Source organism: Bdellovibrio bacteriovorus (genome assembly GCF_041888015.1).
Taxonomy (GTDB): Bacteria; Bdellovibrionota; Bdellovibrionia; order Bdellovibrionales; family Bdellovibrionaceae; genus Bdellovibrio.
This window is the reverse complement of sequence record NZ_CP168968.1, coordinates 2195609-2210217: the sequence shown is the minus strand read 5'-3', so window position 1 is coordinate 2210217 and position 14609 is coordinate 2195609. Positions and strand designations below refer to the sequence as shown.

14 protein-coding genes are annotated in these 14609 nt (G+C 49.1%); 6 read left to right on the top strand and 8 right to left on the bottom strand.

What is annotated here, in order from left to right; genetic code table 11:
- Positions 1-120 precede the first annotated feature (120 nt).
- From ACES2G_RS10720 to ACES2G_RS10700, 5 genes are all read right to left on the bottom strand, one after another.
- Positions 121-591: a hypothetical protein gene (locus ACES2G_RS10720; protein ID WP_347357476.1), complete on the bottom strand. Its 471-nt coding sequence runs from the start codon at positions 589-591 to the stop codon at positions 121-123.
- 81 nt (positions 592-672) lie between these two features.
- Positions 673-1044, bottom strand: coding sequence for a hypothetical protein (locus ACES2G_RS10715; protein ID WP_347357477.1), 372 nt, complete (start codon positions 1042-1044; stop codon positions 673-675).
- Positions 1041-2369, bottom strand: coding sequence for a chloride channel protein (locus ACES2G_RS10710; protein ID WP_374000145.1), 1329 nt, complete (start codon positions 2367-2369; stop codon positions 1041-1043). The genes ACES2G_RS10715 and ACES2G_RS10710 overlap by 4 nt, the downstream gene beginning before the upstream one ends.
- A gap of 107 nt (positions 2370-2476) precedes the next feature.
- The gene (locus tag ACES2G_RS10705; protein ID WP_374000144.1) at positions 2477-3775 is read right to left on the bottom strand and encodes a 3-deoxy-D-manno-octulosonic acid transferase; all 1299 of its coding nucleotides are present in this window, start codon (positions 3773-3775) and stop codon (positions 2477-2479) included.
- Positions 3772-4818 carry a glycosyltransferase family 9 protein gene (locus ACES2G_RS10700; RefSeq protein WP_347357480.1) on the bottom strand — a complete coding sequence of 349 codons (1047 nt, stop codon included), beginning with the start codon at positions 4816-4818 and terminating at the stop codon, positions 3772-3774. The genes ACES2G_RS10705 and ACES2G_RS10700 overlap by 4 nt, the downstream gene beginning before the upstream one ends.
- A 231-nt stretch (positions 4819-5049) precedes the next feature.
- On the opposite strand from ACES2G_RS10700, the gene ACES2G_RS10695 reads away from it, so the two are divergent.
- The 6 genes from ACES2G_RS10695 (at position 5050) to ACES2G_RS10670 (ending at position 12613) form a co-directional block, all read left to right on the top strand.
- Complete coding sequence (locus ACES2G_RS10695; protein WP_347357481.1) at positions 5050-6309, top strand: hypothetical protein; 1260 nt, start codon at positions 5050-5052, stop codon at positions 6307-6309.
- On the top strand, positions 6299-8653 hold the full coding sequence (locus ACES2G_RS10690; RefSeq protein ID WP_374000143.1) for a hypothetical protein: 2355 nt from the start codon (positions 6299-6301) through the stop codon (positions 8651-8653). Before ACES2G_RS10695 ends, ACES2G_RS10690 begins: the two co-directional genes overlap by 11 nt.
- A gap of 15 nt (positions 8654-8668) precedes the next feature.
- Complete coding sequence (locus tag ACES2G_RS10685) at positions 8669-9736, top strand: hypothetical protein (RefSeq protein ID WP_347357483.1); 1068 nt, start codon at positions 8669-8671, stop codon at positions 9734-9736.
- Between the two features lie 228 nt (positions 9737-9964).
- The gene (locus tag ACES2G_RS10680; protein WP_347357484.1) at positions 9965-11149 is read left to right on the top strand and encodes an RNA methyltransferase; all 1185 of its coding nucleotides are present in this window, start codon (positions 9965-9967) and stop codon (positions 11147-11149) included.
- Between the two features lie 83 nt (positions 11150-11232).
- Positions 11233-12183, top strand: coding sequence for a hypothetical protein (locus ACES2G_RS10675; protein ID WP_374000142.1), 951 nt, complete (start codon positions 11233-11235; stop codon positions 12181-12183).
- 196 nt (positions 12184-12379) lie between these two features.
- A complete protein-coding gene (locus ACES2G_RS10670) occupies positions 12380-12613 on the top strand; it encodes a hypothetical protein (protein ID WP_347357486.1) in 234 nt (77 codons plus the stop codon).
- 67 nt (positions 12614-12680) lie between these two features.
- Here ACES2G_RS10670 and ACES2G_RS10665 read toward each other — a convergent pair whose 3' ends face one another.
- From ACES2G_RS10665 to ACES2G_RS10655, 3 genes are all read right to left on the bottom strand, one after another.
- Positions 12681-12932, bottom strand: coding sequence for a hypothetical protein (locus ACES2G_RS10665; RefSeq protein WP_347357487.1), 252 nt, complete (start codon positions 12930-12932; stop codon positions 12681-12683).
- A complete protein-coding gene (locus ACES2G_RS10660; RefSeq protein WP_374000141.1) occupies positions 12916-13221 on the bottom strand; it encodes a BrnT family toxin in 306 nt (101 codons plus the stop codon). The genes ACES2G_RS10665 and ACES2G_RS10660 overlap by 17 nt, the downstream gene beginning before the upstream one ends.
- Positions 13222-13372: 151 nt before the next feature.
- Positions 13373-14557 carry an endonuclease/exonuclease/phosphatase family protein gene (locus ACES2G_RS10655; RefSeq protein WP_347357489.1) on the bottom strand — a complete coding sequence of 395 codons (1185 nt, stop codon included), beginning with the start codon at positions 14555-14557 and terminating at the stop codon, positions 13373-13375.
- Between the last annotated feature and the right edge of the window lie 52 nt (positions 14558-14609).

The following is a 14609-nucleotide window of genomic DNA, read 5'->3' as shown; positions in this document are numbered from 1 at the left end:
TCAAGTTCCGTGCGCGGTTTTGGTCTGACCATTTCAAAGATATAAGACTTAATAGAAAGGCCTTCGACAGTGTGCCCTCAATTGTCACCTGCGAGGTTTTTTCATTTTAAGAGGGGAAAATTAGCGATAGACCTGTTTGCAGGCCTGTTCACACCCTTGTGTGTCTCTTTGGGATTCTCCGAATTGGGCTCCACGACGAGTGGCTTCATAGTCGTCTTCGTCAAAGTGAGTTTTCACATTGCAGTCAGTGATATCGCGATCTTCCTTCAGCCAGCCCACATAGTCGGCCGTGGTAAAACTGGTTTCCTGAGAGATGCGGCAACCCATATAGCAATGAGCCAGTTTGTCAGTGCCCATGCGTTCGGCTTTGCTTTTTTCATTCTTATAGATTTTGTAGGCCTTGATCAAAGAAAATGGATTCCCTGTTCCGGGGTTGCGTTGAGCCCAGGCTTCACGAACGGAGTTGTATTCATCTTCACTTTGAAAAACCTGATGGGTGGAAGGATTTTTTTCCTGCTGATAGCACAGCGGGTCCTGGGCTTGCGCCAGACTTGAGAAACCTAGAATCAGAAGGAAGAAAATTTTTTGCATAAGGCAAGACCATAACAGAACGTCCGGGGATGGTTCCCGTGAAACTTTCGCAAGGAAAGAATTTTCCAAAGAGGTGCCTTTTTACGGCAGTGAAATCTTCACCACCGAGGTGCAGTTTTGACAGATCTCTGTGTGTTCTTCCAGGAAGGGGGATTTTTTAATTGTGACGGGCTGTTTGCATTGCGGGCAGTTCACGCTTCCAGAAATAATTTCTTGTTTGAACTTCCTGGCCCGCACGGCCAGATAGGCCCCCATCACAAAGAACAAAGGCACCAGGATAAAATGCACGACCGGCAACAACACGCTGACGATGGCCAGCCCCCAAAACATCACCAGTTGTTTGATGGATTTTTGCAAAATCTCGCGTGGGGAAAAGTTGCGGATTTCTGCCAGTCCGTATTCGATTTTGTCAAAGTTGCTGTTGGCGATGGCCTGAATTTTTGTCGTGCTCATGAAAGAGTGCCTCCGTAGTATTCATGGGGAACCTTCAAACCGCGGCGGACAATTTTTTCCGTCATGATTGAATTTTTCATTGTGACCATGGATATAAGATACGCGATAGAACAACACCCCAGCAAGGGGACAAGGCCCACAGGCTGTTTAGTGCCTTCCAGAGCAAAGAGCACCGAGGCCAGCAGGGCGCGTGAAGAGCCCGCAAACAAGGCCGCCATTCCAATCAGGGCCATGGTGCTGGTGTCAGTATGCAGTTCCGGAAAATAGGCTGCTAAAAAAGTGCCCGTCAGAAAACCAAACGCGGACCCCAAAGTCAGAATCGGCGCCAGTGTCCCCCCGGAAGTGCCGCTGCCCAAAGCTAAAGACCACGCCAAAAATTTCCAGAAGAAGATACTGCAGGCGGCACCGACAGTCAGACTTCCGGCAAGGCTGAGCGTAATATTGTCATAGCCCACTCCCAAAGCTCGTGGTTCCACCAGTCCGATAAGACCGACGGTCAGGCCACCTAAAGCGGGCCACCACATCCAGTGCACGGGAATGTGCTCAAACATATCCTCCACCCAATAGATCGACTTGGTTACAGCCACTGCCAGAATACCTGCCAGAGCTCCAAAGACCAGATAGACAAACAGACTGCGCATGTCCGGCATTACCAGATTCGGCATGACAAAGAATGCAGTCGTATCAGTAAAAACATTTCGTAAAGTGGCGGCAACCACAGTGGCCAAGGCGACCGGCACAAAAGATTTTGGACGATATTCAAAAAGTAGCAGTTCAATAGCCAAGAGTACGGCGGCCAGCGGGGTCCCGAAGATCGCAGTCATGCCTGCGGCGGCGCCAGAGGCAAGAATGATTTTTCGTTCATAGGGACTGACAGGAACGATCTGTCCCAGCCACGATCCTAAAGCTCCGCCGGTGGCAATAATCGGGCCTTCCGCACCAAATGGACCTCCCGAGCCAATGGCGATGGCGGAAGAGAGGGGCTTTAAGAAGGTGATACGGCGAGGGATGCGGCTTTCTTTCAGAAGAATGTTTTCCATCGCTTCAGGGATGCCGTGGCCGCGAATGCTGGCAGATCCGTATCTGGCCATGATTCCGACAATCAGCCCACCCAAAGCCGGGACCAGAACGGCAGCAAAGCCCAAAGTGTTTTGTGCTGGAGAGCTTTCTTGCAGTGAGAAGGTCTGAAAGTAAAACAGATTGGTGCAGAAGTTGATCGCCAGCAAAAGCAAGTGCGCCACGCCCACGCTAGCGATTGCGACCGCGCAACTCAAAGTACAGATAAGAAGAATACGACGGCGACGGCTGAGTTCTTGAGACGACACATGGGCTCCTATGCAGTTGTCTTAGGAGTCTCTTTAGTTATGAATGTCGTCAATGGATGTGGCCTTGCATCGAAACGCCGCGTCAATGTGAGCGGGGAAGTTCGATCTTAGCACTCACTTAAAACTTTTTCGATGGAGGAAAGCACTCGTTGAGTGGAGTGGCGATTCTTTCCGATCTCGGCGCGAATTTCTTCTTTAATATGAGGAACCTGATCTTGTTGCTTTTTCATTCTTTGCAGCAGAACTGCAATGTCAGCAGAGGTGTGAACCACTTGTACAACCATACCCGAAGAATAGTTCTTTTTCTGATAGAAAAGCGCCTCACGGTTGTTGCGATGGAACGGGCCCACCATCACCGGCAGTCCGGCAGCCAGAGCTTCCATCACACTGTGAACTTGTTTTTTGAAAGAGCCACCGATGAAGGCGATGTCTGCCCAGGTGTAAAGCTCTGCCAGAATGCCGACCTGATCAATAATCAGAATATCTCCGGCATTCCAAGCGTCGGCTTGAGAATAGCGCACAGACTTCATGCCGAGCGCGCGAATCTGATTTTCCAAATGCTCCAGATGACCGGCGGTTGTTTCGTGTGGTGCCAGAATCGTGCGCAGGTACATGCCTTGCAACTTTTCCAGCGCAGGCAGCAGCACCAATTCATCTTCGGGCCAGGTCGATCCTGCGATGAAAATAAAATCTTCCAGGCTGGGCATCAGATTGCTTTTCAGCGCCTTTGGATTTTCCAGTCGGTGAAAGACCTGATCAAAGCGGGTGTCACCGCTGACTTTCAAAGGAACGTGCAGCTTCAAACCATCCAGATTCTGAATGTCCTCAGCAGACACACAGTGGATCTCGGACAGATGATCCAGGGAATACTTCGTCAAGTAACGAGTCAGCCCCTTAAGGCGGGATGAATTATCCGCAAATGTGGCCGAGAAAAGCGCTGCCGTAAGGCGTTCTTTTTTTGCGACCTCCACCAGAACCGGCCACACATCTGTGCGCGAGAAAAGCAAAACGCGTGGATTCCATTTTTTGATGAATCGTTTCATCAGGAAATCAATGTCCCAAGGAAGAGCACACCACAGATCCACCTCATGCAGGCTTTCCAGAATCTTTTTTGCGGACGGGGACGAATAAGTCACCATGATCGGCAAATAGGGATATTGCTTCTTCAGTTCGCGAATCACCGGGCGGGCGTATTCGATTTCCCCGCTGGCCGCGTGAATCCAGATCGGACGGGCCGCTGCCAGCTCAACTTCACTGTTTTTGATTTTGATGCGATAAAGCCCGGTATTTTTGTCTTCGATCATCTCGCGAAGCTTGCCCTTTAAAAAAGGACGCACCAGTTGCAGCAGCATAAATGCCAGCGGCACGATGGCGAACTTATAAAGGAAAAACACCAGGGTGTTCATCGGTGAGATGTCCTTAAGAGCTGCTTCAGCTCTAGAGTCACCTGTTCAGGAGTGATGTCCACCAGGCACTGATGGTATCTTTCTTTGTTCACACAAGGGCCTTGGCCATGCTTGCTGCAGGGGCGGCAGGGAAGCTCAATCTCCAGAACTTTTGTGCTGGATCGTGATGGAAAACCAAACGGAGCCGGCCCCATCAGCGCAATCGTTCTTTGTCCCAGTTGTTCCGCCACATGCAACAGACCGGTGTCGTTACTGATCAGCACTCGAGATAAAGCCACCACGCTGGAGCTGACTTGCAAAGAACATTTGCCTGCCAGATTCAGAACTCTTTCCGGAGCGACATCGCGAATATCTTCAATGAACGAATCTTCCGGGCCACCCAGTAATACAAAACGCTGATCGGGATTCAGCAGAATCAACTCTTTCCAATATTCCTTCGGCCAGCGCTTCAGGAAGAAGGCGGCAGAGGGCGCCAGTGCCACAGAGTCTGCAAAATGCCCCAGAGCTTCCTGGGCCTTTTTATGGCTTTCTTCACTCGGAAAGATCTGCGGTGCAGGAGGAGACGACTTGGAAATGCCCCATGGCTGAAGAGGCTCTAACAAATCGCGCTGGCCTGAGAAGGGCATTTCAAAAGTATTGATGCGGAATTTGAAAAGCAAAAATCTTTTCCACCGGCGGATGGAGCGACGAATGAATTTCGGTCCGACTCCCAAAACTCCCAAAGGCCGCAAAACCCAGGTGATCACGCGCGAACGCATATTGTTGTGGGCATCATAGATATGCGTGAAACCTTCACGGCGCATCTGTACACACAGGTGAATCAGGCCTTTGAGGCCCTCTTTGCGATCGAACGCCCAGATCTTATCAATGTTGGGGTGGCTCGTCAGTAAGGGGGCCATATCTTTACGGGTGATCCAGTGAATCTCCGCTTCCGGGAAAGAAGCTTTAATAGCCGAAGGAACGCTCAGGGTTTGAACGACATCTCCGAAGCTGGAAAAGCGGATGATTAAAAATTTAGCATTTTTAGGGTCCCGTACTAACATGGGGTTAAGACTAGCAAAGGCGCCGAAAAAGGTCACTTGTTTAAAAGCTTTTAAGAGGATTCCGCGTATAGGCGATCTGGCCGGGCATGGGCATTGAAGTAAAAGTCCTAGGATAGGAGGCCCATGGCTTTCAAACAAGTCCCCGTTTTGGGGGCCTATTTAGCATCTTGGATAGGGTCGATAGCACTGCTTTTGACCCCGTTGTGTGCATCTGCTCAGGTGCAGACCGAGATGCGTTTATTCTCAGATTCCTTTATCAGCCCGACGTTTGAGTCAGCCGAAAAGACCAACTATCAATTTGTTGGTGCCCAGATCAAAACCGATCCTTTCTCTGAAGACAGTCTGAAAATGGACGTGGCCGGAGGGGTCGCTATTGGAGCTCCGCTTTTAAATTATTTAAATATCTCTGAATTCTATGTGCAAAGCCGCCAAAGCGAAACCGAGACCTTCTATCTGGGGCGTAAGAAAATGCTCTGGAATGAACTCGACACCCGCTGGGACTTGGGTGTGTGGGAACCACTCTTTAAGTGGAATCCTTTAAATGCTGAAAATCAGGGTTTGACCGGTCTTTTCTGGCAGGTGGATAAACCGTATTATACTCTGGTTTTGTTCGCATCTCCTCTGTACATCCCGGATCAGGGCCCGAGCTTTGAGATCGAGGACGGGACCTTCGTAAAAGGCAACCCGTGGTTCCGCCGCCCTCCAGAAAGTATTCGTATTTGGCAGGAAGCCACGGCCATCGACTATAAATTTGAAAAGCCCAGTGAAAGCCAGGTGGTCTTGCAAAACTCCTTTGGTTTGAAGCTGTCTTTTGGTGATCCACAAGGGCTGCGTGGGCAGGTGGCTTATACTTATAAACCGGCCAACCAACTGGCGGTCGGCTATGAGGGCAACCTGAATGTCGCCGAACTTAAAGGGGCTGTGAATCTGCAGCCGCAGGTCTTCTATCACTCCTTGGTGGGTGGCGATATCAGTTACAAGTACGAACGTTTCCGCTTCGGCGTGAGCGGTCTTTATGACAAGCCCAGCAAAGATGACATCTTCGAGGAAAAATGGACCCATCCCGTCTTTGAAGACGCCGTTCTGGTCAGTCCATTTATTGAGTGGGCGACAGGGGCCTTTGGCGTGGCCGTGCAACATCTTGATATCGTCGGTGGCCAAGTGAAGGAAGAAGGCGAGCTTGCCAGTGACAAGCGTGCCGCTTTGATGACCCGCTATCCTTATCAGGAGGCCACTCAGGTGTCAGTGATGGGGAACTTCAGTTTCCGCAAAACCAAACGCCTGATGACGAAGCTTAGCTATACTCATTCTGAGAAGAATAAGTTTGATTTGATTCGTGTCAGTGCCAGATTCCGTGTGTCGGGATTGTGGTCCTTTATCGGTGAAGCCCAGTTGGTGAAAGCGGACCCGGCAGATAAAGACAATCAAAATGAAATTGCTCAGTTTGTGAATAACGACCGACTGATGTTGGGGGCCGCGTATGTCTTCTAAAGCTCTCAAGTTATGGCGCAAATCTTTGGGTTGTTTGTTGGCGGTTTCAATATCGGCAGGCACCGTCGGCTGCAGTGAGTTCCTGAATGGCAAAAAAATCGAACCTGAAGTGATCGAGTTTTCGGACAAGCGCTTTGCCTGTTTGCAGGAAATCCCATCGCATCTGGAAAAATTCTCTATCGGTGAAGCCAAGTCTTCTGAAATCACAGAGGGCTTCAACTGCATGACCGAGGCTTTGACGTACTTTAATAAAAAAACCTTTGGTTCTTTGCAGGATGCCTATACGGTCGAGGAAATGCGTAAGTTCTTCGGGAAATACTTCCTGAAAAAGAACAATGTTTCCCCGGAATTTGCTGCCGAATTAATGAAAATCAAAAAAGCTCTTCTGGGTGGTTCGGCAGGGCATATCACCAAAGACGAAATCGTGCGTCTGGTGGAAATTCTGCAGTTGCTGCGCGATGAATCCATTCAGTTGTCTCCGCATGTGAAGGTTTTGCTGGATCAGAACCTGGAAAATAAAGCCGAGTGGGAGCAAATTTCAGCGGCCATCGGGCAGTTGCGTAAATCCTTGCAGCGCTTGCTGGAAAAAACTCAGATCGCGAAATCCGATTACAGCTTTGAGGACGCCAAACGGGCTTTAAGTGGTTTTGCGGAATTTATCCGAGGGCAGGAGCCTTTTGCTCCTTATCAGAAATACAGCAGTTGGGTTCCGATGGTAGAATCCGTCAAAGTTGTGCTGATGGGGAAGCGTGCCAACTTCGCAGGACTTTATCAGTGGAGCGAAAGTCTGGATACGCTGCTGGATCTTTATGAATTGGCATTGAAATATTACTATGTAATCGGGGATCTGGAGTTTAACGACCCCGCGAAATTGCGTCAGACCAGTCAGTTTATCAAGCAGGGCCTGGATCTGCTGCTGAACTCGCATCAGATGAAGACTGCGGGCCGTATTCCGGTTGAGGACATCGACAACTTGATTCGTCAGGTGCTTCCATCTCTTTTGCCTGTGGATGCGACTTTGAATGAGGTCCAAAAACAAGCTCGTCAGGAAAGCTACTATAAAGCCATCACCAAAACCTACAAAGTGGTCTTGATGAAGATCCTGGACCCGGCGCGCCTGCAGGATTCCCGTGGTCTTTTGGGGCTGGAGAAAAAGCATTTGCTCAGTGTGCAGCGTGAACTGAATATCTGGCGCTTGCATCAAAGCTTTATCGACTTCCTGCCATTTAAGGACTTCGGTGGCAGTGTCACTCAGAAGCAACTGATTCAATCCTATGAAAAATTCGATAAGATGACGGTTATCGAAAAGGGTCTGAGTGAGGATGTGTTTGAACAGAAAGCTTTGCAGGACTCATGGCTCGACCTCGGGGATTTGCTAAAAAATCCTCGTATGGTGAGCTTTAATGCCGACGGACGCATGGTGATTGCTTCTGGCGATGCAAAGCAAAGTTGGAAAGCTTTGACCAAGTTCAATCTGATGCGGGCTTTGTCGCGCATGCTGCTGTTGGGCTACGGCGATCGTGTGTCGGGGCGTTTGAATCAGGCAGCAATGAGCGAAAAAGGTTTGGTGCAGTGGTATGAGGACTTCCAAGAATTAGGATTGTTGTTAAAGGCTTTTGATCCACGCTCAGCCAATTCCGGTTCACGCAGTTTCCTGGAAGCCAACTTCTTCACGTTCAGCGGGAACGGTGACAATGGCATGGATCAAAAGGAAACCTTCGAGTTCGTGAGCATTTTATTCTCTGCCGGTCTTTCCACGTCCAATGCGGTTTCCAAGCACATGGAGCTGGCTCAGTGTAACGTGGCTGAAACGGACGTCTTTGGTTTCGCCTATATGAAAGAGGCCTGCTTCAAAACACAGTTGCGCAAGCATATCGGGGTTTATTTCAACAACCTTCCAGGTATGGTGAACTATGTGCGCGGCTTGAACGACACGCAGTGGAATCAGTTCTTTGCATTCCTTCTGAATGCTTCGGTGACAACGAATCAGAAGCCGGGCCTGATTGAAACGGCCAACGTCAGAACCATGGTTACGATTCTGCATTATATCGAAACCGTGATGGTGATCTATGATGCCGACAACAACCAAGGACTTTCCTTGGATGAGGTTTATTCTTCGGCGCCACGCTTTATGTCGTTCTTTAAGAAAGTCAGCCCGACCTCCTTTGAGTTCCTGATCAAAGAGGGCTTTGCCCATCTGGTGTTCTATGGCGAAATCCCGGGGGCTGGTGGCATTCTGGGCTTCCAGTTCAGTAAACTCTGGGGTCTTGACGATGCCCAGCGCATGGAAATCGCCCGTCTTTTTGGCACATTGAAGGATCAATTGAACAAGGCTGGAAAGTAAGCTAGGCTTCGGGACATGCTTTGGCGGTCCCTTGCGGTTTTCACAGCTTTGTTCGTGTCTTTTTCGGCACAGGCCTTTTCGTCCATGGACGAGGAAGTGCCGATCATTATTCGCGAGCCAGCCTCTGATCTGCCCAAGCTTCAATACGAAGCGCGAGGCCGTATTGACTCCTTCGTCGATAATAAAACTCTGAGGGTCATCAGTACCGCCAGTGATTGGTTTATCGGTGAAATCGTGGCCATCGAGTCGCAAACCCCAGCGGTGGGAATTGTGGGCTTTGTCGAAGTGACGGGGATTGAAAACAAGCAAGACGGCACTTACGAGCTGACATGTGAATTACTCCGCCAGTCCCGCATGAACTTCATCCAGATCGGCGATCAGATCATGCACTTGGATCTGAGCTCAGAAAATCACAAATACAAAGGCACCACCGACCTGATCATTAAAAAAGGCACCAAAGAGACCTCCTCCAAATACAAGCCCTTGTTCACTCAAGGTATTGCTGTGGGCGAGACGGCCGAAACATTATGGGAAGGCGAGTATCTAATCACTTGGTTTGGTCAGGTCAACTATGGCTGGAAAGAGTGGTTGACTGTTTCCACGATCATCCCGGCAGATTTGTTGGGTGCTTACAATGCCACGGGAAAGATGCGGGTGTATCAATCCGCCTCGAACAACTTTGCCGCTGGTTTGAACTTCGCGCGCATCCCCTCTGAGACCCGATCGACGTTGAATTTGAATATCTACTGGGATTCCATCTCGTCAGAAAGTGTGATCTCGCACACGCTATTATCCGTAGCGCTATTTAGTTTTGAAGATGCCCAGAACGCCACGGCGATCAAATCCCTGGGAACCAGCTCCTTCCAGACCGGTTATGAGTTCATTCTTGATGACTGGAACCGCGTGCTGCTGGGCCCGAGTTATAACTTCGAATCCAAAGCGGTCGGGGGCTATCTCAGCTACGTTAAAATCTGGGATCAGTTCCATTTCAGTTTATCCCTGAACTCCACCAATATCACCTCTGTCAAGTTTGCTCCGGAAGATGGATACTACATCCTCTTCGACGCCTACTGGAGATTCTGAGCGCATCCAAGGCCCCATCTGACTGCGTTGTCGTTCGACCTGCTCGCTTCGACGTGCAGTTAGCACGCCTGCGCTGCGCGGGTCTCCTCCGCCTTGCATCTGGGACCTTGGCTGCACTCAGAAAAAAATACCTAAAAGGTGCCTGGTTGTTTTTTCTGGCTATGGTGTGTTACAAAAAGGAACGCCGATTCTTTTTGTGGCTCTTCGGCAGAAGTAAGCAGGTACCTCTTGAATAAGTTTTTTGTTGCGACACCTTTGGATTTTGAAAAACGGGCTTTGGCAGAGATGAAAGAAATCTGGCCGTATCTTTTGGGTAAGGATGCCAAGCCTCATACACTGCCATTTCCTGAGGTCGCCGTGCTTGAGGGCGGGCTGGAGTTTGAGGCCGAGCTTTTCACGGGCTTGCAGTTGAATTTCTTCTTAAAGACCGCCAATCGTGTGTTGCTGCGAATGACTTCTTTCAAAGCGAAAGATCTTCCGAAGTTCTATCAAAAGTTTAAAAGCCTGCCTTGGCTGGATTTCCTGCCGCATGCGAATGTGACCTGGGAAGTGGCTGCGCAGAAAAGTCGCCTGAACAACGAAAAGCGCCTGCAGGAAAGTGCCGAAGCAGCGCTGACAGAAATCTTCAAAGGCCAAATGGGACCCGAGTCCTGTGCGAGTATTTATATTCGTATGGACGATGACCTTTGTACGATCAGTTTGGATTCCACTGGCGAGCACTTACATAAACGTGGATGGTCGGTTCTAAAGGGCGAGGCTCCGCTTCGGGAAACCATCGCAGCCTTTTTATTGGAAGAAATGATCGGCAACACGACTCCAGCAGAGTTGGCGGGGATTGCTCTTCTTGACCCGATGATGGGTTCTGGCACTTTCTTGGCGGAAGCTCGTGCACTGTGGGCCGGGCAGTTCGCGCGTGATTATGCCTTTAAAAAATGGAAGCGGGCGCCGAAGCTTTTTGCGTCTGCGAGCTTTGCTTTGAATTACACTTTGCCTGTGCGTGTGCCTTTTAAATCCTATATTGGCTATGACATCGACGCAGATATGATCCCGGCGGCAGAGAAGAACTTTGCCGAGGTCGAACGCCAAATGAAGGTGGTTCAAAGAGCAGGATTTGCACCGGCCCCACATAAGTTTATCCACGGAGATGCCCTGAAGCTGGAAACCTCCGAGGACGGCCCGGTGTGGCTGGTGGTCAACCCTCCTTATGGGGAAAGGCTTCCGGTGGCTGAGCAGGGGGGCTTGAAGGCCCTTGTTCGGGAACTCTGCCTGCGTCATAAGCCACAAAAGCTAGGGGTTTTGTATCCGGAAAAAGAGCGTCTTTCGGTGGTCCCGGCGGGCTATAAGCTATTTAAAGAGGTTAGGGTCAATAACGGTGGCCTGCGCTGCCTGTTTACTATTTTGACACGCCTGTAAATTTTCAGGAAATGGTTAGAATTTACGGCACAGTGAATGGTCCCTCTGGAAGTTTGGCAGGATTCCGGCTACATTCCTTTTCCATGAAAACAGCCAAATTACTTTCCACCGTATTTTTGAGTTCTGCCCTTCTGACGACAGCTTGTACGCCGAAGGACGAAGCCATCACTGACAAAGCCACCCGCGATCGTATTATTGCTCAGAACAACCGTAAGAGCGGTAAAGCTTCCAAGCCAGGTCAGACCGGATTCAAATTCCAGTTTGGTTCTTTTGCGAGCACCACGCTTGTCGTTGGTAAACAGCTCGAGGCCCTGGAAGTTCTTCGCTACGCTTTGGATTCTCAGGATGTTCACAAGTCTGTTTATAAAGCCGATGTGAAGAAACGTGATGATGGCAGTGACTCTGTGACTTTGGTGGCGGACAAGGTGGTTACGAACTACACCACAAGCAAAGGTGAATTCAGCAACACACTTAGCAAAACTTGGAAGATCGACGTGACTTACGTGGATGGACAGGTTGCGACAGTGAAGGCTGTTTCCACAAAATCCCGCGCCTCTTTGGATCAGAAGAATCTTGAAAAGACTTTTGTGAACATGAACGAGGACGAAGCGGTTGTTGAAGCGCTGAATGAAGGCGGAGTTCTGAAAGTCAGCATCACAGCAAAAGGTGTTATCAACGGTCGTTTGAAGAATGCTGCGACTCGTGAGCAGTATGAATTCTCTGAAAAACTGGAAGTGTCTTTGGACGAGCTTCTGGCTGGAAAAGCTTCTGCTCTTAAGTTGGATGCGAAGTTGGATTATATGAAGGAAAACGGCAAGCCTTGGTCAACAACCTTGAAAGCCAATAAGATGACTGTTGAACTTCAAGGGCTTTGCAATGTGGCGATTTTTGAGTCAGCGTTGAAAGGTAAAACCCCTAAAAACATGATCTCCACTTCTGAAGGCATTGAAGTGACTCAATCAAGCTTCAAGTCTACCTACGCAGCTTGTGGTTCCCGCCCAACTATCGATCTTTCTTTGCTGCTGATCTACTAGTTAGCACTTTAAAAAGAAGACACAAAAAAAGCCGCGAGAGATCGCGGCTTTTTTGTTTTGAAGGGCGGATTTCGGATAATGTGGAGAAAGAATGGCTGTGGAGTCGAGTGTGTTGCTTCTTTTTTTGGACGAGGTCTTGAAGTGGTTATCCAAAGGAGGCTTATTTGGACAGACATGACTTTCTATAAGGAGATGTATGCAGCACATTAAGAACCTTTACGTGTTAGTGGATCTTTTGGAGCAGGCTGGACTGTCAGAAAATGCACTGTCTCTCAAAGAAGCTATTGAAGGGGCTGCCACAGGAGGAGAGCTGATTGGTGATGCGCAGGTCGTCTTGAAAGGACTTGATATCAACACTCTTCCGGTGAATTTGCAGGTCGCAGTCAACGATGCTATAAAGGAATTAGATAGCATCGTTCGTTGGAAGTAGTTTCCTTCTGATTAGTTCGTCAAAATTAATAACGATAAGAAGCCGCGATCTCTCGCAGCTTCTTATTTTAAGACACATCTTTGATCATCTTGAGTATCTCAGCGCCTTTTTTGTCCAGCAGCTCTCCTGTAATATAGCGATGTAAGATGCTTCCCATCAGGGTTTGATAGGGGATGCCCAGACGTTCGGCCTCCGACTTAATATCGACCAGATCATTGGTGTTTATCCGCAGACTGATCAGCGTTTTGCTCACGTCCTCTTTGGAAGTGGTTCGACTTTTCTTCTGCTTTAGATTTTTAAGATCATAATCTTTCTTCATAAAATCTTTTCTCCTTGTCGGTGGCTTTTCGTGAAGAGATTAGACGGATTGTAATTCCGTCCTTGCGTTCACAAAAGACCGTGATGAGCAGGCGTCCTTTAAGGGAAAACCCCAGCTTCAAATATCGCTCTTCCTGCTCACTGTGAGGTTCATCGAAGAACTCCAATGAGTGTAAGTCCGCCCAGCAGGTTTTGGCTTCGTCGAACCAAATGCCATGCTTTCTGAAATTGACTTTGTCTTTGGATGAGTTCCACTCGAACTCCAAAGCAACCTCCTTATTGTAATACATTGTATATACTTTTTCAATAGAAGAGCTTGCAAGATTGGTAGGGTGGCTGAACGGCAATAGGTTGGATTTGGAGTCTAATAGAGGGCGTGATTCGGCAGAAACGAAAAAAGCCGCGATCTCTCGCGGCTTTTTTATTTGGTGCTTTTAAAGCTTATTTCTTTTTCGTCTTCTTAGCGTCTTTAGCAGGCTTCGCATCCTTGGCAGGAGCTTCATCCTTCACCGGCGTCTTCGCCTCGCCACGCTGTTTTAAACGTACATAAAGAGGGAAGTGATCGGCCACCCCGATCATGCGGTCATAGTCCCAACGTAGTGGGTATTTGCCTTTTTTCAGGTGAACGTCATCGTAACGAATCACATCGATCGTGCCTGGCTCCATTTTGTAGCTGCCAGTTCCGTCAGCCAACAAAGCTTTGGAATAAATATGGGCATCCAGGAAAGACCAGGATTTGCGATAATTGTGAGTGCCCGGACATTCTTTGCAACCCACGAAGTGGGAAACTGCACCGACCGGAGAGAATGTATTCGCAAAGATCTTTTCTTTGTCTTCTTCGTCGTGAGTGATGTTCAAATCGCCACCGGCGATCACCATGGTGTTAGGGCCTTTGTCCTTGATCAATTGAGCGACAAATTCAGCCGCCTGTTGACGCCAGTAAGTGGGATTGGCCTGGGATGGGAAGTGGGCAGTCAGGAATGTGATAGGGTCTCCGTTTGGAGCTTTCAAAGTCACTTCCAGAACACCACGGGATGCTTCCATCCATTTTTTGTCTTCATCGTTCTTAGGTTTCCAAGGGATTTTGTGCAGAACTGGTTTGCCCACAACTGGCAGACGAGACATCAAACCGACGTCGATACCGCGTTTATCTGGGCCCTCGATCAGTACCACGGTGCCGTAGTTGGCTTTTTGCAGATACTTTTTGTTCCAGATGTTCAGTACGTTTTCATTCTCAACTTCGATCAACATCAAGACATCCGGACCGTTGCCGTCCACACCCAGAACAACTTTGGAAAGGTTTTGCAACTTCTTATCAAGCTGAGTCTCGCTCCAGTCAGTGGAAAGACACTCAGAAAGACGATAGCCGCTGTCATTATTATCTTTGCAGGCTTGGCGAACGGCAGGGTCCTGCTTCGCAGACAAAGGCATATAGGTATAGTCATTGCGATCCGCATCGTGAGTCGTGTCGAACAAGTTCTCGACGTTGAAAGACATCACAGCGATCTCGTCAGCGGCTTTTGGAGGAAGACTAAACTCCGCCTTTTTAAAGGTGACGGCACAGCCGACAAGCAGGGACAAAAGAAGGGCAAGGGTCAGGTTCTTAAGTTGCAGTAATTTTTTCATGCCTCAGTTGTAAGGGATGGGGGAGGGGGACTCAAGTTGAAAGAGTTTTAGG